The 18,044-nt window shown below is 58.9% G+C and carries 17 protein-coding genes; 12 read left to right on the top strand and 5 right to left on the bottom strand.

Annotated elements, in window-relative coordinates:
* Positions 1 to 31: 31 nt before the first annotated feature.
* The 3 genes from flgN to flgA form a co-directional block, all read right to left on the bottom strand.
* Entirely contained in the window at positions 32 to 463 is a 432-nt protein-coding gene (gene flgN, locus H7R56_RS14770; protein WP_106926290.1) for a flagella biosynthesis chaperone FlgN, read from the bottom strand.
* 4 nt (positions 464 to 467) lie between these two features.
* A complete protein-coding gene (flgM, locus tag H7R56_RS14765) occupies positions 468 to 761 on the bottom strand; it encodes a flagellar biosynthesis anti-sigma factor FlgM (protein ID WP_106926292.1) in 294 nt (97 codons plus the stop codon).
* 97 nt (positions 762 to 858) lie between these two features.
* Positions 859 to 1,518, bottom strand: a complete 660-nt coding sequence (gene flgA, locus H7R56_RS14760; RefSeq protein WP_106926294.1) for a flagellar basal body P-ring formation chaperone FlgA — start codon at positions 1,516 to 1,518, stop codon at positions 859 to 861.
* Positions 1,519 to 1,674: 156 nt separating this feature from the next.
* On the opposite strand from flgA, the gene flgB reads away from it, so the two are divergent.
* The 11 genes from flgB to flgL all read left to right on the top strand — a co-directional run bounded on the left by flgB (position 1,675) and on the right by flgL (position 11,738).
* Entirely contained in the window at positions 1,675 to 2,088 is a 414-nt protein-coding gene (gene flgB, locus H7R56_RS14755) for a flagellar basal body rod protein FlgB (protein WP_106926296.1), read from the top strand.
* A gap of 3 nt (positions 2,089 to 2,091) precedes the next feature.
* Positions 2,092 to 2,496, top strand: a complete 405-nt coding sequence (gene flgC, locus H7R56_RS14750) for a flagellar basal body rod protein FlgC (RefSeq protein ID WP_064549094.1) — start codon at positions 2,092 to 2,094, stop codon at positions 2,494 to 2,496.
* Between the two features lie 12 nt (positions 2,497 to 2,508).
* Positions 2,509 to 3,210: a flagellar hook assembly protein FlgD gene (gene flgD / locus H7R56_RS14745; protein WP_106926298.1), complete on the top strand. Its 702-nt coding sequence runs from the start codon at positions 2,509 to 2,511 to the stop codon at positions 3,208 to 3,210.
* 27 nt (positions 3,211 to 3,237) lie between these two features.
* Positions 3,238 to 4,515 carry a flagellar hook protein FlgE gene (gene flgE, locus H7R56_RS14740; RefSeq protein WP_106926300.1) on the top strand — a complete coding sequence of 426 codons (1,278 nt, stop codon included), beginning with the start codon at positions 3,238 to 3,240 and terminating at the stop codon, positions 4,513 to 4,515.
* 20 nt (positions 4,516 to 4,535) lie between these two features.
* Positions 4,536 to 5,291 carry a flagellar basal body rod protein FlgF gene (locus H7R56_RS14735; RefSeq protein ID WP_106926302.1) on the top strand — a complete coding sequence of 252 codons (756 nt, stop codon included), beginning with the start codon at positions 4,536 to 4,538 and terminating at the stop codon, positions 5,289 to 5,291.
* Positions 5,292 to 5,299: 8 nt separating this feature from the next.
* Positions 5,300 to 6,082, top strand: a complete 783-nt coding sequence (gene flgG / locus H7R56_RS14730; RefSeq protein WP_106926304.1) for a flagellar basal-body rod protein FlgG — start codon at positions 5,300 to 5,302, stop codon at positions 6,080 to 6,082.
* Between the two features lie 169 nt (positions 6,083 to 6,251).
* Positions 6,252 to 6,950 carry a flagellar basal body L-ring protein FlgH gene (flgH, locus tag H7R56_RS14725; protein ID WP_106926307.1) on the top strand — a complete coding sequence of 233 codons (699 nt, stop codon included), beginning with the start codon at positions 6,252 to 6,254 and terminating at the stop codon, positions 6,948 to 6,950.
* Positions 6,951 to 6,961: 11 nt separating this feature from the next.
* The gene (locus H7R56_RS14720; RefSeq protein WP_106926309.1) at positions 6,962 to 8,059 is read left to right on the top strand and encodes a flagellar basal body P-ring protein FlgI; all 1,098 of its coding nucleotides are present in this window, start codon (positions 6,962 to 6,964) and stop codon (positions 8,057 to 8,059) included.
* Complete coding sequence (gene flgJ / locus H7R56_RS14715) at positions 8,059 to 9,009, top strand: flagellar assembly peptidoglycan hydrolase FlgJ (protein WP_106926311.1); 951 nt, start codon at positions 8,059 to 8,061, stop codon at positions 9,007 to 9,009. Before H7R56_RS14720 ends, flgJ begins: the two co-directional genes overlap by 1 nt.
* 63 nt (positions 9,010 to 9,072) lie before the next feature.
* Entirely contained in the window at positions 9,073 to 10,740 is a 1,668-nt protein-coding gene (flgK, locus tag H7R56_RS14710) for a flagellar hook-associated protein FlgK (RefSeq protein WP_106926313.1), read from the top strand.
* 14 nt (positions 10,741 to 10,754) lie between these two features.
* The gene (gene flgL / locus H7R56_RS14705; RefSeq protein ID WP_182928291.1) at positions 10,755 to 11,738 is read left to right on the top strand and encodes a flagellar hook-associated protein FlgL; all 984 of its coding nucleotides are present in this window, start codon (positions 10,755 to 10,757) and stop codon (positions 11,736 to 11,738) included.
* A gap of 85 nt (positions 11,739 to 11,823) precedes the next feature.
* Here the strand turns inward: flgL and H7R56_RS14700 are convergent, their stop codons facing one another.
* On the bottom strand, positions 11,824 to 13,038 hold the full coding sequence (locus H7R56_RS14700) for an MFS transporter (RefSeq protein ID WP_106926317.1): 1,215 nt from the start codon (positions 13,036 to 13,038) through the stop codon (positions 11,824 to 11,826).
* Between the two features lie 108 nt (positions 13,039 to 13,146).
* Between H7R56_RS14700 and H7R56_RS14695 the strand changes: the two genes are divergently transcribed.
* Complete coding sequence (locus H7R56_RS14695) at positions 13,147 to 14,082, top strand: LysR family transcriptional regulator (protein ID WP_106926319.1); 936 nt, start codon at positions 13,147 to 13,149, stop codon at positions 14,080 to 14,082.
* 86 nt (positions 14,083 to 14,168) lie between these two features.
* Here the strand turns inward: H7R56_RS14695 and rne are convergent, their stop codons facing one another.
* Complete coding sequence (gene rne / locus H7R56_RS14690) at positions 14,169 to 17,411, bottom strand: ribonuclease E (protein WP_106926321.1); 3,243 nt, start codon at positions 17,409 to 17,411, stop codon at positions 14,169 to 14,171.
* Positions 17,412 to 18,044: the final 633 nt, after the last annotated feature.

Below are 18,044 nucleotides of genomic sequence, written 5' to 3'. Positions count from 1 at the left end.
TTCGCGGGGTCGTTTTTGACCCCGCACGCTGTCAGACAGAGAATTTCTTCGCGCTGCGGGCGATAGGGTTGCCCGCCGCCTGACCATCCTTTCCGTACAGCCCCGTTTCCTGATACGGCTTCAGTACCGCAATCGCCTGCTGGTTGCGGACAATCTGCCCTTCCAGAAGCCAGCCGTTATGCTGGTTTAAGCGACGCAGCTGCTGCGTGGTCTCGGTAATATGCTGCCAGCGGCCGCTGATGTCTTCAGCATCGTCGCTGCGCTGGGCGTCTTGTTCGACGCGACGCTGTTTTTCCAGGTAGTCCAGCGTGGCCAGCAGAGAGCTTTTCTCTTCCGTAATGCTGGCAAGCTGCAGGCCGTTAACGTTACCCGCAGAGAGCTGCTGTTGCTCAGCATCCATCACCGTTTTCAACGAATGAAGGATGCTGGTCATTTGGTCCAGAATGGCTGACAAACTGCTCATGTGATTATTTACTCTGCAGATAATCTTGCGTGTCCTGGATTAACGCGTCGGCAATTTTACCGGTGTCCATCTTTAACTCGCCGTTACGAATGGCGGTTTTCAGTTCCTCAACGCGCGCCATATTGATATCACCGCTGCTTGAACGGGTCAGTGCGGTCTGTGCATTGCTCAGGGTGACGCTGGCGCTGGTGGCCGTTTCGGTTTTTTCCGCGCGCACTTTCTGTGAATGGGTTTCCGGAGTTTCGCGATGCTGTACCGCCGTTACCGCTTTCAAAGATGATGTACGATCGATGCTCATGATGTATTCCTCATTGGAGGCTTTTGTATGGCGCAGGCGCCGACTCTCATTAATTGTTAATTATCTATCGGCAAGCGACACATATTCTTTAAGAAGTTTATAGATTAATCAGAATATTCCCATCAGCGCCGACCTGCCCGCTGACCACCTGGCCAGAGGGCATTCGCACCCGCGCGTTCTGGGCAACGGCGGCGTTATTTAACGCCTGGCCTTCACTATTAATACTAAAGCCTTCACCCTGCGCAACCACCATGACTTTTTGCCCGGCTTTCACCCGCCATGACTGGCGCACCATCGACAGCTGAAGCGGCTGGCCTATCGCCACGTCGCGCAGGCTGATGGCATCTTCTGCCTGCGACAGCGTGAGCATCGTACGCGGCGGTAGTTGGTCGAGTCGCCCACGCATCAACGCCACGCTCTGTGCTTCGATGGGGGCTCCGCGCACGATGGGGGCGGCGGCGACCACGTAGTTACCCATCGCCTGAACGTTGACCTGTAAAAACTGTTTCGCGTTTCCGCACTGGGCCTGCACCGTCAAATTTCCCCACAGCCGCGAGTTGCCCGGCGTGCTGAACGTGGGCGCTTCGCAGGCAAGCGGCTGGCGTTGCGTATTGCGCAGACTCACGCTGACTTCATCGCTAAAACCGGCAAGCCGCTGGCTAAAAAACGCAGTCAGCTGCGTCTGAATATCGGCCGCCTGAACCAGCGGGCTAAAAGCCAGTATCGCAGCGGTGAGTGGGGCAATGAGCTGACGCATTGAACGCTCCAGTGGGTGGCGAATGGACGTATTTTACCCATCTTGCGATGACATCAACGCAACAAATAGCGACGCATATTGCGTTTATTCCGGCGATGACGCGCGCGTAATGAGAATTAAGCTGTCGGCTGAAACTTTGTCATTAGCGGAGGAGACATGCTCGATAAACTCGACGCCGCATTACGTTTTCAGCAAGAGGCATTAAACCTGCGCGCCGAACGGCAGGAAATTCTGGCTGCCAATATCGCGAACGCCGATACCCCAGGGTTTCAGGCGCGCGATATTGATTTTTCCAGCGAACTTAAAAAAGTGATGGCGCGCGGACGTCCGGAAAACAGCGGCGTGGCGCTGACCCTGACCTCTGAACGGCATATTCCAGCCCAGGCGATCTCTACGCCCAACGCCGATCTGTTGTATCGCATTCCTGACCAGCCCGCGTTGGACGGCAACACCGTCGATATGGACCGGGAACGCACGCAGTTCGCCGATAACAGCCTCCAGTACCAGACCGGGCTTTCGGTTCTGGGCGGACAAATCAAGGGCATGATGAGTGTCCTGCAGGGGAACTAATCCATGGCATTACTCAATATCTTCGACGTTGCCGGCTCCGCGCTAACCGCGCAGTCCAAACGTCTTAACGTGGCCGCCAGTAACCTGGCGAACGCCGACAGCGTAGCCGGGCCGGACGGCCAGCCGTATCGTGCCAAACAGGTGGTGTTCCAGGTAGATGCCCCGATGGGGGCAGCGACCGGCGGCGTGAAGGTGGCCGACGTGGTGGAAAGCCAGGATCCGGACAAGCTGGTTTATCAACCGGGTAATCCGCTGGCGGACGCTAAAGGCTATGTACGTATGCCGAACGTGGATGTCGTGGGAGAGATGGTTAACACCATGTCGGCGTCACGCAGCTATCAGGCGAACGTCGAGGTTCTCAATACCGTGAAGAGCATGATGCTCAAAACGCTGACGCTTGGGCAATAACGGAGGTCACCGATGTCTGTCGTAGCCAATATTAACGATACCACCAGCAGCAGCGCGACTTCGTCATCGTCGTCGCTCAGCAGTTCCGGCACCAACAGTTCGTCCGATCTGCAAAGCAGCTTTCTGACGCTGCTGGTCGCTCAGCTGAAAAACCAGGATCCAACCAATCCGCTGCAAAACAACGAACTCACCTCACAGCTGGCGCAGATCAGCACCCTGAGCGGCATTGAGAAGCTCAACACCACGCTGGGGTCTATCTCCGGACAGATCAACAGCGGCCAGTCGCTGCAGGCCAGCGCGCTGGTCGGCCACGGGGTGATGATTCCGGGCAGCACCATTCTGGCAGGCAAAAACAGCAGCGATGAAACCAGCGTGGACACCACGCCGTTTGGTATTGAGCTGACGCAGGCCGCTGAGAAGGTGACGGCCACTATCGTCGACGGTACCGGTAAGGTCGTCCGCACGCTGAACTTAGGGGCGCAGACCGCGGGCGTACATACCTATACCTGGGACGGCAAGATGGACGACGGTACCGCAGCGCCGGACGGCGCCTACAACATCAACTTTGCCGCCAGCCAGGGCACCACGCAGCTGGTGGTTCAGCCGCTGCAGTTCGCACTGGTGCAGGGCGTCACGCTCGGCAGCGATGGCAACAAACTGGATTTGGGAACGTACGGCACCACCACGCTGGATCAGGTTCGCCAGATTATTTAAGCCTTTAACTATTTCAGGAGAGACGTTATGGCCTTTTCACAAGCGGTCAGCGGTTTAAACGCGGCTGCCACCAACCTCGATGTTATCGGCAACAACATCGCCAACTCCGCCACCTATGGCTTTAAATCGGGGACCGCCTCGTTTGCCGATATGTTCGCCGGCTCCAAAGTCGGGCTGGGGGTCAAAGTGGCGGGAATTACCCAGGACTTTACCGACGGTACGACAACCAACACCGGCCGCGCGCTGGACGTGGCAATCAGCCAGAACGGCTTCTTCCGCCTGGTGGATGCTAATGGTTCCGTCTACTACAGCCGTAACGGTCAGTTTAAGCTCGATGAAAACCGCAATCTGGTCAATACCCAGGGCCTGAGCGTGACCGGTTACCCGGCTACCGGTTCACCTGCGACGATCCAGCAGGGGGCTAACCCGGTTGCGCTGACGATTCCGAATACGCTGATGTCGGCAAAAGCGACGTCGACGGCAGCGATGCAGATGAACCTGAACTCCACCGACAGCGCTATTACCAAGACCTTTAACGCCAGCGATCCGGATACCTACAACAAAAAGGGTACCGTGACGGTTTATGACACCCTCGGTAACGCCCATGACATGAACGTTTATTACGTGAAGAACACGGATAACAAGTGGGATGTCTGGACGCTGGACTCTAGCGTCAGCGGCGCAACCCCGGTGAAAGCGGCGCAGATGGAGTTTTCCTCTAGCGGCACGCTGCTTGGCGTCACGAACTATAAAGCGGATGCCACCGCAACGGACGGTTGGGCTCTGGATACGGCAACAGGCGCGAATGCGGCTCCGCAGATCAATATTACGCTCGCAGGGTTAAATGGCTCCGCCACTAACACCACGTTCAGCCTGAGCTTCCTCAACTCGATGCAGCAGAACACCGGTTCGAACGATATCGTCGCCACCACTCAGAACGGCTTCGCGCCGGGCAACCTGGTGAGCTACCAGATCAACGAAGACGGCACGGTGGTGGGTAACTACTCCAACCAGCAAAGCCAGCTGCTGGGGCAGATCGTGCTGGCGAACTTCGCCAACAACGAAGGCCTGAAGTCGGAAGGCGACAACGTCTGGTCGGCAACTCAGTCTTCCGGTGTCGCGCTGCTGGGCACCGCCGGTACCGGTAACTTCGGCTCGCTGACCAACGGTGCGCTGGAAGCATCCAACGTTGACCTCAGCAAAGAGCTGGTGAACATGATCGTCGCGCAGCGTAACTATCAGTCGAACGCGCAGACTATCAAGACCCAGGATCAGATCCTCAACACGCTGGTTAACCTGCGTTAATCGCTTAACAGGGTAACGTTATGGATCACGCCATATACACGGCCATGGGTGCCGCCAGCCAGACCATGCAGCAGCAGGCGGTCACGGCGAGCAACCTGGCCAACACCTCGACGCCGGGCTTTCGCGCCCAGCTGACGGCGATGCGCGCGGTACCGGTGGTCGGCCCGATTGTGGAAACCCGTACGCTGGTTGCCGCCACCACGCCGGGGGCGGATATGACGCCCGGGCAGCTCGACTACACCGCGCGTCCGCTGGACGTCGCGGTGCAGCAGGACGGCTGGCTGGCGGTACGCGCGGCCGACGGCACGGAAGGGTATACCCGCAACGGTAATATCCAGGTCAGCGCCACCGGACAACTGACTATCCAGGGCAACCCGGTCATCGGCGAAGCCGGGCCGCTGAACGTGCCGGAAGGCTCGCAGGTGACCATTGCCGCCGATGGCACCATCTCCGCGCTCACCCCGGGGGACCCGCCGAATACGGTGTCGCCGGTGGGCAAACTGAAGATGGTCAAAGCTAACCCGACCGAAGTCGCCCGCGGCGATGACGGGCTGTTTCACCTGACGCCGACGGCCATTGCCGCGCGCGGGCAGGCACTGCAGGCCGACCCGACGCTGCGCCTGCAGTCCGGCGTGCTGGAGGGGAGCAACGTGAAACCTGTGGCGGCGATGGCGGATATGATCGCCAGTTCGCGCCGTTTTGAAATGCAGATGAAGGTTATCAGCAGCGTGGATGAAAACACGCAGAAAGCTAACCAGCTGCTGTCCATGAGCTAAGGAAAATTATGATCAGTTCATTGTGGATCGCCAAAACCGGTCTCGACGCGCAGCAAACCAATATGGACGTTATCGCCAACAACCTGGCGAACGTCAGTACTAATGGTTTTAAGCGCCAGCGCGCGGTGTTTGAAGACTTGCTCTATCAAACCGTGCGCCAGCCGGGTGCGCAATCATCCGAGCAAACGACGCTGCCTTCCGGCCTGCAGATCGGTACCGGGGTACGCCCCGTCGCCACCGAGCGCCTGCACAGCCAGGGCAACCTGTCGCAAACCAATAACAGCAAAGACGTGGCGATCAAAGGCGAAGGGTTCTTCCAGATCCTGCTGCCGGACGGCTCGTCGGCGTATACCCGCGACGGCTCGTTCCAGGTTGACCAGAACGGCCAGCTGGTGACCTCCAGCGGCTATCAGGTGCAGCCGGCGATCACCATTCCGGCGAACGCCATCAGCATCACCATTGGCCGCGACGGGATCGTCAGTGTGAACCAGCAGGGGCAGGCGAATCCGGTGCAGGTGGGGCAGTTGAACCTGTCGACCTTCATGAACGAAACCGGTCTCGAAAGCATCGGGGAAAACCTGTACATCGAAACCCAGGCGTCGGGCGCACCGAACGACACCACGCCGGGCTTGAACGGCGCGGGGCTGCTGTATCAGGGCTATGTTGAAACCTCGAACGTCAACGTGGCGGAAGAGCTGGTCAACATGATTCAGGTGCAGCGTGCGTACGAAATCAACAGTAAAGCGGTATCGACGACTGACCAGATGCTGCAAAAACTGACGCAGCTGTAACGGTAAGCAGGGCGACTACATTGCCGGATGGCGACGCTCACGTTGCTTATCCGGCCTACGGACTTCCATCGTTTGTAGGCCGGATAAGGCGAAGCCGCCATCCGGCACTCCGTCGCCAGGCTGAGCGACGCGAGGCCGAGATGTTCCCGAGATTCAGAAGAAGAAAACAATGCAAAAATCCGCAGCGTTTCGTTATCCGCTTTTAACCGTCATCGCCATGAGCGTGGCGGGATGTGCATGGATCCCCTCTAAGCCGCTGGTCGAAGGGGCGACGACCGCACAACCGATCCCCGGCCCGGTGCCGGTGGTGAACGGTTCTATTTTCCAGACCGCTCAGCCGATTAACTACGGCTACCAGCCGCTGTTTGAAGACCGTCGTCCGCGCAATATTGGCGATACGCTGACCATTCAGCTGCAGGAAAACGTCAGCGCAAGCAAGAGCTCGTCAGCGAATGCCAGCCGCGATGGCAAAACCAGCTTTGGCATTGATACGGTGCCGCGCTATCTGCAAGGGCTGTTTGGCAATGCGCGCGCCGACGTGGACTCTTCCGGCAGCAACTCGTTTAACGGTAAGGGCGGCGCGAATGCCAGCAACACCTTTAGCGGCACGCTGACCGTGACCGTCGACCAGGTGCTGGTCAACGGCAACCTGCACGTGGTGGGCGAGAAACAAATCGCCATCAACCAGGGGACCGAATTTATCCGCTTCTCCGGCGTGGTTAACCCGCGCACGATCAGCGGTAGTAACACCGTTCCGTCGACGCAGGTGGCGGATGCGCGCATCGAATACGTCGGCAACGGCTATATCAACGAAGCGCAGAATATGGGCTGGCTGCAGCGTTTCTTCCTTAACTTATCGCCGATGTAACGAGGTGAACCATGTTTAAAACTCTGCTTACTCTGGCGCTGGTGCTGGTCACCGGCCTGGCGCACGCCGAGCGCATCCGCGATCTGACCAGCGTCCAGGGCGTCAGGGAAAACTCGCTGATAGGCTACGGTCTGGTCGTGGGCCTGGACGGCACGGGCGATCAGACGACCCAGACACCGTTCACCACCCAGAGCCTGAATAACATGCTGTCGCAGCTGGGGATCACCGTCCCAGCGGGCACGAATATGCAGCTGAAAAACGTGGCGGCGGTGATGGTAACCGCACAGCTACCGGCCTTTGGTCGTCAGGGGCAGACCATCGATGTGGTGGTCTCTTCCATGGGCAACGCCAAAAGCCTGCGCGGCGGCACGCTGCTGATGACCCCGATGAAGGGCGTCGACAGTCAGGTGTATGCGCTGGCTCAAGGCAACATTCTGGTCGGCGGCGCGGGCGCGTCGGCGGGCGGCAGCAGCGTTCAGGTGAACCAGCTTAACGGCGGGCGTATCACCGGCGGCGCGACCATTGAACGCGAGCTGCCGAGCCAGTTCGGCGCGGGCAACACCATCAATCTGCAGCTCAATGATGATGACTTCACTATGGCGCAGCAGATTGCCGACACCATTAACCGCCGCAGCAGCCTGGGTAACGCCACCGCGCTGGACGCGCGTACCGTCCAGGTGCGCGCGCCGGTCGGTGGCAGCGGTCAGGTGCGGTTACTGGCCGATATCCAGAACCTGGAAGTGGGGATGCCGCCGCAGGACGCGAAGATCATTATCAACTCGCGTACCGGTTCGGTGGTGATGAACCGCGAAGTGACGCTGGATACCTGTGCCGTGGCGCAGGGCAATCTCTCCGTGTCGGTTAACCGTTCCGCGCAGGTCAGCCAGCCGGATACGCCGTTCGCCGGTGGTCAGACGGTGGTTACACCGCAAACCCAGATAGACCTGCGCCAGAGCGGCGGTTCGTTGCAGAGCGTGCGCGCTAGCGCCAATCTTAACAACGTAGTGCGCGCGCTGAACGCACTGGGCGCTTCGCCAATGGAGCTGATGTCGATTATTCAGGCCATGCAGAGCGCGGGCTGCCTGCGCGCCAAGGTGGAGATTGTCTGATGCTGACCGACAGCAAATTACTGTCTAGCGCCGCGTGGGATGCGCAGTCGCTGAACGAGCTGAAAACCAAAGCCGGGCAAGACCCGCAGGCCAACCTGCGTCCGGTGGCGCGTCAGGTGGAGGGGATGTTCGTGCAGATGATGTTGAAAAGTATGCGCGAAGCCCTGCCCAAAGACGGGCTGTTCAGCAGCGATCAGACCCGGCTCTATACCAGTATGTATGACCAGCAAATCGCCCAGCAGATGACCGCCGGGAAGGGCCTTGGCCTGGCCGATGAGATGGTCAAACAGCTGTCGGCGCAGCAGCAGGAACCGGCTGACTCCGTCGGCCAGGTTCCGATGAAGTTTGATATGCAAACGGTCACCAGCTACCAGAACGCCGCGCTGACGCAGATGGTGCGTAAAGCGCTGCCGAAGGCGCCGGACAACAGCGATACGCCGCTGTCCGGCGACAGTAAAGACTTCCTCGCACAGCTGTCGCTGCCCGCGCGGCTGGCGAGCGAGCAGAGCGGTATTCCGCATCACCTGATTCTGGCGCAGGCGGCGCTGGAATCTGGCTGGGGCCAGCGGCAGATTCGCCGCGAGAACGGTGAACCAAGCTTTAACCTGTTTGGCGTGAAAGCGTCCGGCGACTGGAAGGGCAAGGTTACCGAGATCACCACCACAGAATTTGAAAACGGCGAGGCGAAAAAGGTGAAGGCGAAGTTCCGCGTTTACGGCTCGTATCTGGAAGCGCTGTCTGACTATGTCAGCCTGCTGACCCGCAACCCGCGCTATGCGGCGGTGACCTCGGCGGCGACGGCAGAGCAGGGCGCGCAGGCGCTACAGAACGCCGGATATGCGACCGATCCGCAGTACGCGCGTAAGCTGACCAGCATGATTCAGCAGTTGAAATCAATGAGCGATAAGGTCAGCAGCGCCTACCGAAATGATATTGAAAATCTGTTCTGATTCATCTCAAGTTTGCCGTCCGCCAACCGATAAGTAATACCATGGTCTTAAGAAGGAGCGTTCATGTCCAGTTTAATTAACAGCGCGATGAGCGGGCTCAGCGCCGCGCAGTCGGCGCTGAATACCACCAGTAACAACATCGCAAGCTATAACGTCGCCGGCTACACGCGTCAGACAACGGTGCTGGCCTCTGCCAACAGTACGCTGGGTGCCGGCGGTTGGGTGGGCAACGGTGTGTACGTCTCTGGCGTGCAGCGTGAATATAATGCCTTCATTACCAACCAGCTGCGCTCGGCGCAGAGCCAGAGCAGCGGTTTAACCACCCGCTATGAGCAGGTGTCGAAAATTGACAATATGCTCTCCAGCTCAACCAACAACCTGTCGACAACGCTGCAGGATTTCTTCAGCAGCCTGCAAACGCTGGTCAGCAACGCCGAAGATCCGGCGGCGCGCCAGACCGTGCTCGGCAAGGCCGACGGCGTCGTGAACCAGTTTAAGGTGACGGATCAGTATCTGCGCGATCAGGACAAGCAGGTTAACCTGTCGATTGCCTCGAGCGTTGATCAGATCAACAACTACACCTCACAGATCGCCAGCCTCAACGACAAGATCTCGCGCCTGACCGGCGTGGGCGCCGGAGCGTCACCGAACGACCTGCTGGACCAGCGCGATCAACTGGTGAGCGATCTGAACAAGCTGGTGGGCGTGGAAGTCAGCGTGCAGGACGGCAGCACCTACAACATCACCATGGCCAACGGCTATACGCTGGTGGCGGGGACGAAGTCAAACCAGCTTGCCGCGGTACCGAGCAGCGCAGACGCGTCGCGCACGACCGTAGCGTATGTGGATAATGTAGCCGGCAACGTGGAAATCCCGGAAAAACTGCTGACCACCGGTTCGCTGGGCGGCCTGCTGACCTTCCGTTCACAGGACCTGGACCAGACCCGTAATAGCCTGAACCAGATGGCGCTGGCCTTTGCCGACGCGTTTAACCAGGTGCATCGCGGCGGGATTGATGCCGATGGCAACACCAACGTCGATTTCTTCGACTTCGGCGATCCATCGGTAGTGGCTAACGGTAAAAACAGCGGTAAAGCCGAGCTGACGGCGACGATGACCAGTTCATCGGCGGTGCAGGCGACCGATTATCGTATTACCAAAACCGATTCCGGCTGGGAAGTGACTCGTCTGTCCAACAACACGAGCGTGACGCTGGACCCGACCAGCGACGCGCAGACTCTGGTGTTTGATGGTCTGTCGGTCAAAGTTGACAGCACCAAGGGCGCTGCCAACACCGGCGACAGCTTTACCGTTAAACCGGTCAGCGACACCATTGTGAATATGAAGGTGGCCATCAGCAGTGAATCGCAGATTGCGATGGGGCTGGCGGATACCACCACTGGCACGAGCGTGGGTGAAAGCGATAACCGTAACGGACAGAAGCTGCTGGATCTGCAAAACAGCAAGGTAGTCGGCGGATCGAAGACCTTTAACGATGCCTACGCCGCGCTGGTCAGTAATATCGGTACCCAAACGGCGACGCTGAAGAGCAGCAGTACCACTCAGGCGAACGTGGTGACCCAGCTGAGCAATCAGCAGCAGTCTATCTCCGGGGTTAACCTCGACGAAGAGTACGGTAACCTGCAGCTGTTTCAGCAGTACTATCTGGCCAATGCGCAGGTGCTGCAAACCGCCAGCACGCTGTTCGATGCATTAATTAATATCCGCTAAGGAAGGGGGCAGCCATGCGCGTGAGTACCATCATGATGTACCAGCAGAATATGAGAGGCATCACGGACTCTCAGTCTGAATGGTTAAAGTACGGCGAACAGATGTCTACCGGCAAGCGGGTTAACCGCGCCTCGGATGACCCGGTCGCCGCGTCGCAGGCGGTGGTGCTGTCACAGGCCCAGGCGCAGAACAGCCAGTACGCTACCGCGCGAACCTTTGCCACCCAGCGCGTATCGATTGAAGAAAGCACGTTGTCGCAGGTGACCACTGCGATTCAGTCGGCGCAGGAGAAGATCGTTTATGCCGGTAACGGCACGCTGAGCGACGATGACCGCGCTTCGCTGGCAACCGACCTGCAAGGGATCCGCGACCAGTTAATGAACCTGGCCAACAGCCAGGACGGTAATGGGCGTTACATTTTTGCGGGCTATATGGCCAACAGCCAGGACGGTAATGGGCGTTACATTTTTGCGGGCTATAAAACGGATAAGCCACCGTTTAGCGATGATGGCACCTACGTCGGCGGCAATATCAACGTTGAGCAGCAGGTGGATTCGTCGCGGACCATGGTTATCGGGCATACGGGCAATCTGATTTTTGATAATGCGACCAGCAATGCCAAGCCGGATGCGGATAAAAACATTTTTACCGCGCTCGATACGGCCATTGCTCAGCTGAAAATCCCGGTCGCTGACGATGAAACCGCCCAGGCGACGGCATCGGCGGCGATTGATAAAACTAACCGCAGCCTGAGCAATGCGTTGAATAACGTGCTGACCGTTCGCGCCGAACTGGGCACCCAGCTCAATGAGCTGGATAAGCTGGATTCCCTGGGCGATGACCGTGCGCTGGCGCAAACGCAGCAGATGAGCAACCTGGTGGATGTGGACTGGAACTCGACGATTTCCAACTACACCATGCAGCAAACGGCGCTGCAGGCGGCCTATAAAGCCTTTACCGATATGCAGGGCATGTCACTGTTCCAACTGAATAAATAACAACATGCAGTTTTGAACATGTCTGGAAACTGGATATGTTTTTGTCGCCCGCGTCACTACCCCGTCGCGGGCTTTTTTTCCTGTTTTATCGCGCGTTAAGCGCCGTCTGGCGCAGACGGTAGGTTTCACTCACGCGAATAGCCAGCGCCACCAGGCCTGCGACCGTCGCTAACGCCACCACGCCTTCCCAGCCTGCCAGTGAATACACCTGCGTGCCCAGCACGGAGCCCACGGACATGCCGATAAACACGCCGGTAAACAGCAGCGCATTCAGGCGACCGCGCGCCTGAGGTTCCAGGCTATAGACCAGATTCTGGTGCGCCACCAGGCTTGATTGCAGACCCAGGTCAAAGCCGATCGCGGAGATGGCAATCAGCGCCAGCTGGGCCATCGGCGGCAGGGCAGGCAGCAGGAACATCAGGGCAAACGAAATGCTGACCAGCAGAGCACCCAACTGGGTAACCTTTTCCGCGCCTACTTTATCGGCTAAACCACCTGCCAGCGGGGCGGCCAGCGCGCCCGCCGCCCCGGCGATACCAAAACCCCCGGCGACCGCGCTACCCATGTGGTAACGTTCGGCCAGCATCACCGCCAGCGTTGACCAGAAAGCACTAAAGGCGATGGACAGAAAGCCCTGCGCCATCGCGGCGCGGCGCAGCGTGGGATAACGACGCCACAGGTGCGCCATCGACATCATCAGCGCCGGGTAGCGCAGCTCGGAGTGGGCGGTAAAGTGCGGCAGCACGCGCCACAGCAGCGCGCCAATCAGCGCAATACTGACGGCGGCGGCCTGATACATCACGCGCCAGCCGAACAGCTCACCCACCACGCCGCTGACGGTACGCGACAGCAGGATCCCTAGCAGCAGGCCGGTCATGACCGTGCCGACCATCTTCCCTTGCTTACCCGCCGGGGCGAGGATGGCCGCCGCCGGAACGATGTCTTGCGCCATGGTGGCCGCCATACCGATGAGCAGGCTGACCGCCAGCAGCGAGTGAAACTGCTGGGTCAGGCTGTAAACAAGCAGCAGCGCTGCCAGCGACAGGCTTTTAAGCAAAATGAGCGTGCGGCGATCGTAGCGGTCGCCGAGCGGCAGCAGGAACAAAATGCCCAGCGCGTAGCCGGCCTGGGTCAGCGTCGGGATAAGCCCCATCCCTTCAACGCTCAGCTTCAACGTTTCCCCCATTAGCGGCAGCAGCGGCTGAGCATAGTAGATGGCGGCGACGCTAAAGCCTGCGCCAAGCGCCAGGACAAAAATCATCAGGCGAGATGCCTGAGTGTGGATATGTTCGGTTTTCATGGTGTCATCCTCAACGGTGTATGCCGCGTATTCTCTGCTTCTTCAGGGTGGTGCGGTAGCCGCAGCGGTGGTAAAACAGTTATACGTTTCCGTATAGGCAATAGGGTAATGAAAAGAAATGAGCGTATAGATCGCGTCGAGCTGATGCGCACCTTCATTCGCATCGTCGAGTCCGGCTCGCTGTCGGCGGCGGCGCGACAGCTGGAAACCACGCAGGCGACCATCAGCCGTCGCCTGCAATCGCTGGAAGCGCTGCTGGGGGCGAAGCTGCTGCTGCGTTCGACCCATGCGATGAAGCTGACTGACGACGGCGAACGCGCTTACCAGCACGCGCGGCAGGTGGTCGACGCATGGCTGGCGCTGGAGGACGCGCTGCAGCTTACCGAGGAACAGCCGGTGGGGACGCTACGCGTACGTGCCCCGCATGCGTTCGGCCAGCAGCAGCTGCTGATGCCGCTGGTGGGATTCCTGGCGCGCTACCCGCAGCTTTCCGTGGAGTGGATGTTGCACGACAGGGCGGTGGATTTTATTAGCGATAATATTGACTGTGCGATTCGGGTTGGCGCTGAGGTCGATCCGGCAACGGTTTCGGTACTGCTGGCGGAAGTGCCGCGCTGTACCGTAGCCTCACCCCAGCTGTTGGCCCACTATCCGACGATAGCCGGGCCCTCCCAGCTATCTGCGCTGCCGTGGATTGCCATCAGTACGTTCTATCAGCATGAGGTTGTGCTGCACCATGTGGAACGCGGGCTGAGTGAGAATATTGCGATCGCCGCCCGTTTGAGCACCGACAGCCTGTATGTGGCAAAGAACGCGGCGCTGGCGGGGCTTGGGGCGGCGGTCGTATCAAGCTGGACGGTGGAAGAGGAGCTGGCAAACGGTACGCTGGTGGAACTGCTGCCGGAATGGCAGGCAGCGCCGCTGCCGGTCCATCTGGTCTACCCGTGGGCGCGCTATTATCCGGCGCGTCTGCGCACGTTTCTGAACCTGATGCGCGAAGTGATGCCGCAGATTGCGGGGATGCGGCTGCCGGAGCAGGACTAGAAGGCCCCAGGCCTGGCGCTAGCAGCCACTCGACGGATAAAAAAAATCGGCCGCGGAGGGCCGATTTTTTATTTCACGCGCGCGGTTTATTCAACCGACTGCGGGCGAGTAGGGCCTGCGGTAGCGGTGTGCGTTGCACTGTGGCCGCCAGCGGAACCTTTGCCGTCGAAGTCGAAGGACGGACGAACCCAGTCGCTATGACGCGGCGCTTCCGGCACGTAGTCCGGCGCAGGTGCGCGGGTCATCGGTGCAGAGGCGCGATTAGCGGCCACCGGTTTTGCAACCGGAGCTGGCTCGGCAATCGCCGGGCTGGCGGCGGCAGGTTCAGCGACGACCGGTGTTTCGATGACCGGCGCTTCAACAACCGGCGCTTCAACAACGGGAGCCTCAACTACCGGGGCAGCAACAACAACCGGTTCAGCTTCAACCGCAGGGGCAACGACCGGCTCAGCCTGAACAGCCGGTGCCGCTTCGACGACCGGTGCTTCTGCTTCGGCTTTTGCCTCTTCGACGACTGCCGGCGCGGCGGCTTCTTCCACCTGTGCTACGACGGCGTCTTCGACGACCGTGGCGACAGGGGCTTCGCTTTCCGCTGCCTGTTCCTGCACAATGACAGCCGGTTCAGTCACGACGGTTTCAGCGTGTTCCGTTACGGTTTCTACCGCGACGGCTTCAGCAACGACAGCCTGCTCGGTGGCTTGCGTCTCAATCGGCTGCACGACTTCTTCTTGCTCAACCGGTGCTTCGAGATCGGCCTGATTTTGCACCTGTGCAATCGGGTAGCTGATCCACACTTTACCGGAAGCCAGCTCAGGTGACGCACAGGCGACAGTCAGCGGCATCGGTGATTGGGTCGGGTAACGCTCGTCACGGTAACGACGACGACGCTGGCCGCTCACGCGCAGGTGGCGCGGGGAACGACGAGAACGACGTGGCATACCGTTGTTATCGCGGCCTTCGGCGCTTTCGTCCTGCTCGCCCTGAACCGGGGCATCGACAACGGCTGGCAGGTCAACTTTGGCCAGCGCGGTACGCGGCGCTTCCTGCTGAGGTTCATCGTCGACGATCAGCTCGCGGGCTGCGGTCTGCTCAGGCGTTTCGATACGCACTTTCTGCGCCAGCTGACGCGGCTTACGACGCGGCATGGTCTGTACGCGTTCTTCCTGCGCGGCGTCTGACTCGACAACCGATTCTTCACGCACCTGCTGCGGTTTCGCTTCCTGCGGCTGCTGACGTTTTTCGTCATTGCGGCGGCGGTTACGTTCGCGGCGGGACTGCTGCTGTTCGTCGCGTGACTTCGCTTTCTCGGCGTCATCTACGGCGTTCTGCTGGCGATTTTCGCGGGCTTCGGTCTGCTGCGGCTTCTCGCGGCGGTTGCGGCGATTGTCTTCGCGACCTTCACGGGTTTCGCGCGGCTCACGAGCTTCGGTGTTTTCGTTACGTTCGCTGCGATCGTTACGATCATTACGGTCGTTACGACGGTCGCTGCGTTCGTTGCGATCGCGACGGTTGTTCTGACGCGGCTTGCGGCGCTCCTGCTGACGCTCAGGTTTCGCATCCTGCTTCTCCGGTACGGCTTCAACCGGCTTCTCCGGGCTACCGGCAAACAGGCTCTTCAGCGCGGCAAAGAAGCGAGAGAGCAGGCCCGGTGCGGCAGCAACAGCGACTTTTGGCTGTACGGCGGCCGGTGCAGCTTTCTCGGCAGTCGCCTCAGGCGGAACTTCCGGCATGACGAAGGTTGCCAGCGCCGGCTGCTCAGGCAGCTTACGTTCAGCAAACTCTTCTTCAACCGGCAGCGCCATGGCTTCTTCATGCAGCTTCGGCAGCAGGTAGCTTAGGGTGGTCGTCTCTTCGCCTTTACGCACGCGCAGTACGGAGTAGTGCGGCGTTTCCATCTGGTCGTTCGGAACGATGATGCAGCGAACGCCGCCCAGGCGGGATTCAATGGCGCTGACTGCCGCACGTTTTTCGTTCAACAGATAGGATGCAATCGGCACCGGGACGATGGCGTGAACTTCTTTGGTGTTCTCTTTCAGCGCTTCTTCTTCAATCAGACGCAGAATGGAGAGCGACAGCGATTCGTTATCACGCACGGTGCCGGTACCGGAACAGCGCGGGCAAACGTGATGGCTGGACTCGCCGAGCGACGGGCTCAGACGTTGACGGGACATTTCCAGCAGGCCGAAGCGAGAAATGTGGCTGATCTGGATACGCGCACGGTCCTGACGCACCGCTTCGCGCAGACGGTTTTCGACCGCGCGCTGGTGGCGTACCGGGGTCATATCGATAAAGTCGATGACGATCAGGCCGCCGAGGTCACGCAGACGCAGCTGGCGAGCGATTTCATCGGCCGCTTCAAGGTTGGTGTTGAAGGCGGTTTCTTCGATATCGCCGCCGCGGGTTGCCCGCGCGGAGTTGATGTCGATAGCGGTCAGCGCTTCGGTGCTATCGATAACGATAGACCCACCTGACGGCAGACGGACTTCACGCTGGAAGGCGGATTCAATCTGCGATTCAATCTGATAATGGCTGAACAGCGGGATTTCGCCGGTGTACAGCTTAATTTTGCTGCTGAAATCCGGACGGCCCAGCGCAGAAATGTGCTGACGCGCCATTTCCATCACTTTCGGGTTGTCGATCAGGATTTCGCCAATGTCCTGGCGCAGGTAGTCGCGGAAGGCGCGAACGATGACGTTACTTTCCTGGTGAATCAGGAATGGAGCAGGGCGGCTTTCAGCGGCTTTCTGGATGGCTTCCCAGTGCTTCAGGCGGAAGCTTAAGTCCCACTGCAGCGCTTCGGCGGATTTGCCAACGCCTGCGGTACGAACGATTAAGCCCATGCCGTCAGGCAGTTCGAGGCTGGACAGCGCTTCTTTCAGTTCGGTACGATCGTCACCTTCAATGCGACGGGAGATACCGCCCGCGCGCGGGTTGTTCGGCATCAGTACCAGATAGCTGCCCGCCAGGCTGATAAAGGTCGTCAGCGCAGCGCCTTTGTTGCCGCGTTCCTCTTTATCGATCTGGACGATAACTTCCTGGCCTTCACGCAGCACATCTTTGATGTTTGGACGACCGTGTGAGCTGTAGTTGGCTGGGAAGTATTCGCGAGCGATTTCTTTGAGAGGGAGGAAACCGTGACGTTCGGCGCCGTAATCAACAAATGCGGCTTCGAGGCTCGGTTCAATACGGGTAATTTTGCCTTTGTAGATGTTCGCTTTTTTCTGTTCGTGCCCTGGGCTTTCAATATCCAGATCGTACAGACGCTGCCCATCAACAAGGGCGACACGCAACTCTTCCTGCTGAGTTGCGTTGATTAACATTCTTTTCATCGTAACTTACTCATTATTCTTACATTGACGACTAAGCTGCGAGCAGAGTGTTGCCTTTCCGGGGTAAACCGATGGCCTCGTGACTATTCACGTCGCCAACCTCACGGTTGTCGCTCGCTTAAGAGGCGCAGAGTGTCGGTAGCCTGTGTTTCAAACGGAAACACAGCGCAATTATTCGGGGAACAGCCTGGGATAACTCTCCAGAGAAGATTCCATTTATACTCGTCATCTTTCAGAAGGTAGAGGGTGCACGGATGTTTCCCGTTGCGTTTTCTTTCTGCCATCTAAAATTCGTACAGTATATGTACCGGTAAGGACTGCAACTCGCAGCCCGCTAACTGTCTGAGGGATCAATACGTCTTACGCCATTGCTGCGTGGATGATCGAACAGACAAAACTGGTCATTCCGTCATACACTTCATCGTTCAAGCTGCTTCGGCGTTGGCTGCGTTCGTTCGCTTCAGTGACGTACTCAAGTACGCTCCTGCGGGCTCACTCCCTTGCCGCCTTGATGCCGCTAGAAGGATTTTGTGCATTTATCCTTGTTATTCCAGGTTCAACACGGAAAACAGCTTCATTATTCCTTGGTAACCCGGTTATAGCAAGATGACTTTCACCTTTTATCACCCGGTT

Source organism: Klebsiella sp. WP3-W18-ESBL-02, assembly GCF_014168815.1.
In the GTDB taxonomy this organism is placed as follows: Bacteria; Pseudomonadota; Gammaproteobacteria; order Enterobacterales; family Enterobacteriaceae; genus Kluyvera; species Kluyvera ascorbata_B.
Note: the sequence above shows the minus strand (reverse complement) of the source record. Positions and strands in the feature narration are given on the sequence as shown.

Bases quoted from the DNA above. Each gene is read 5' to 3' on its own strand.
- flgN (WP_106926290.1), bottom strand. From the start codon at position 463: ATGAGCAGTTTGTCAGCCATTCTGGACCAAATGACCAGCATCCTTCAT.
- flgM (WP_106926292.1), bottom strand. From the start codon at position 761: ATGAGCATCGATCGTACATCATCTTTGAAAGCGGTAACGGCGGTACAG.
- flgA (WP_106926294.1), bottom strand. From the start codon at position 1,518: ATGCGTCAGCTCATTGCCCCACTCACCGCTGCGATACTGGCTTTTAGC.
- flgB (WP_106926296.1), top strand. From the start codon at position 1,675: ATGCTCGATAAACTCGACGCCGCATTACGTTTTCAGCAAGAGGCATTA.
- flgC (WP_064549094.1), top strand. From the start codon at position 2,092: ATGGCATTACTCAATATCTTCGACGTTGCCGGCTCCGCGCTAACCGCG.
- flgD (WP_106926298.1), top strand. From the start codon at position 2,509: ATGTCTGTCGTAGCCAATATTAACGATACCACCAGCAGCAGCGCGACT.
- flgE (WP_106926300.1), top strand. From the start codon at position 3,238: ATGGCCTTTTCACAAGCGGTCAGCGGTTTAAACGCGGCTGCCACCAAC.
- H7R56_RS14735 (WP_106926302.1), top strand. From the start codon at position 4,536: ATGGATCACGCCATATACACGGCCATGGGTGCCGCCAGCCAGACCATG.
- flgG (WP_106926304.1), top strand. From the start codon at position 5,300: ATGATCAGTTCATTGTGGATCGCCAAAACCGGTCTCGACGCGCAGCAA.
- flgH (WP_106926307.1), top strand. From the start codon at position 6,252: ATGCAAAAATCCGCAGCGTTTCGTTATCCGCTTTTAACCGTCATCGCC.
- H7R56_RS14720 (WP_106926309.1), top strand. From the start codon at position 6,962: ATGTTTAAAACTCTGCTTACTCTGGCGCTGGTGCTGGTCACCGGCCTG.
- flgJ (WP_106926311.1), top strand. From the start codon at position 8,059: ATGCTGACCGACAGCAAATTACTGTCTAGCGCCGCGTGGGATGCGCAG.
- flgK (WP_106926313.1), top strand. From the start codon at position 9,073: ATGTCCAGTTTAATTAACAGCGCGATGAGCGGGCTCAGCGCCGCGCAG.
- flgL (WP_182928291.1), top strand. From the start codon at position 10,755: ATGCGCGTGAGTACCATCATGATGTACCAGCAGAATATGAGAGGCATC.
- H7R56_RS14700 (WP_106926317.1), bottom strand. From the start codon at position 13,038: ATGAAAACCGAACATATCCACACTCAGGCATCTCGCCTGATGATTTTT.
- H7R56_RS14695 (WP_106926319.1), top strand. From the start codon at position 13,147: ATGAAAAGAAATGAGCGTATAGATCGCGTCGAGCTGATGCGCACCTTC.
- rne (WP_106926321.1), bottom strand. From the start codon at position 17,411: ATGAAAAGAATGTTAATCAACGCAACTCAGCAGGAAGAGTTGCGTGTC.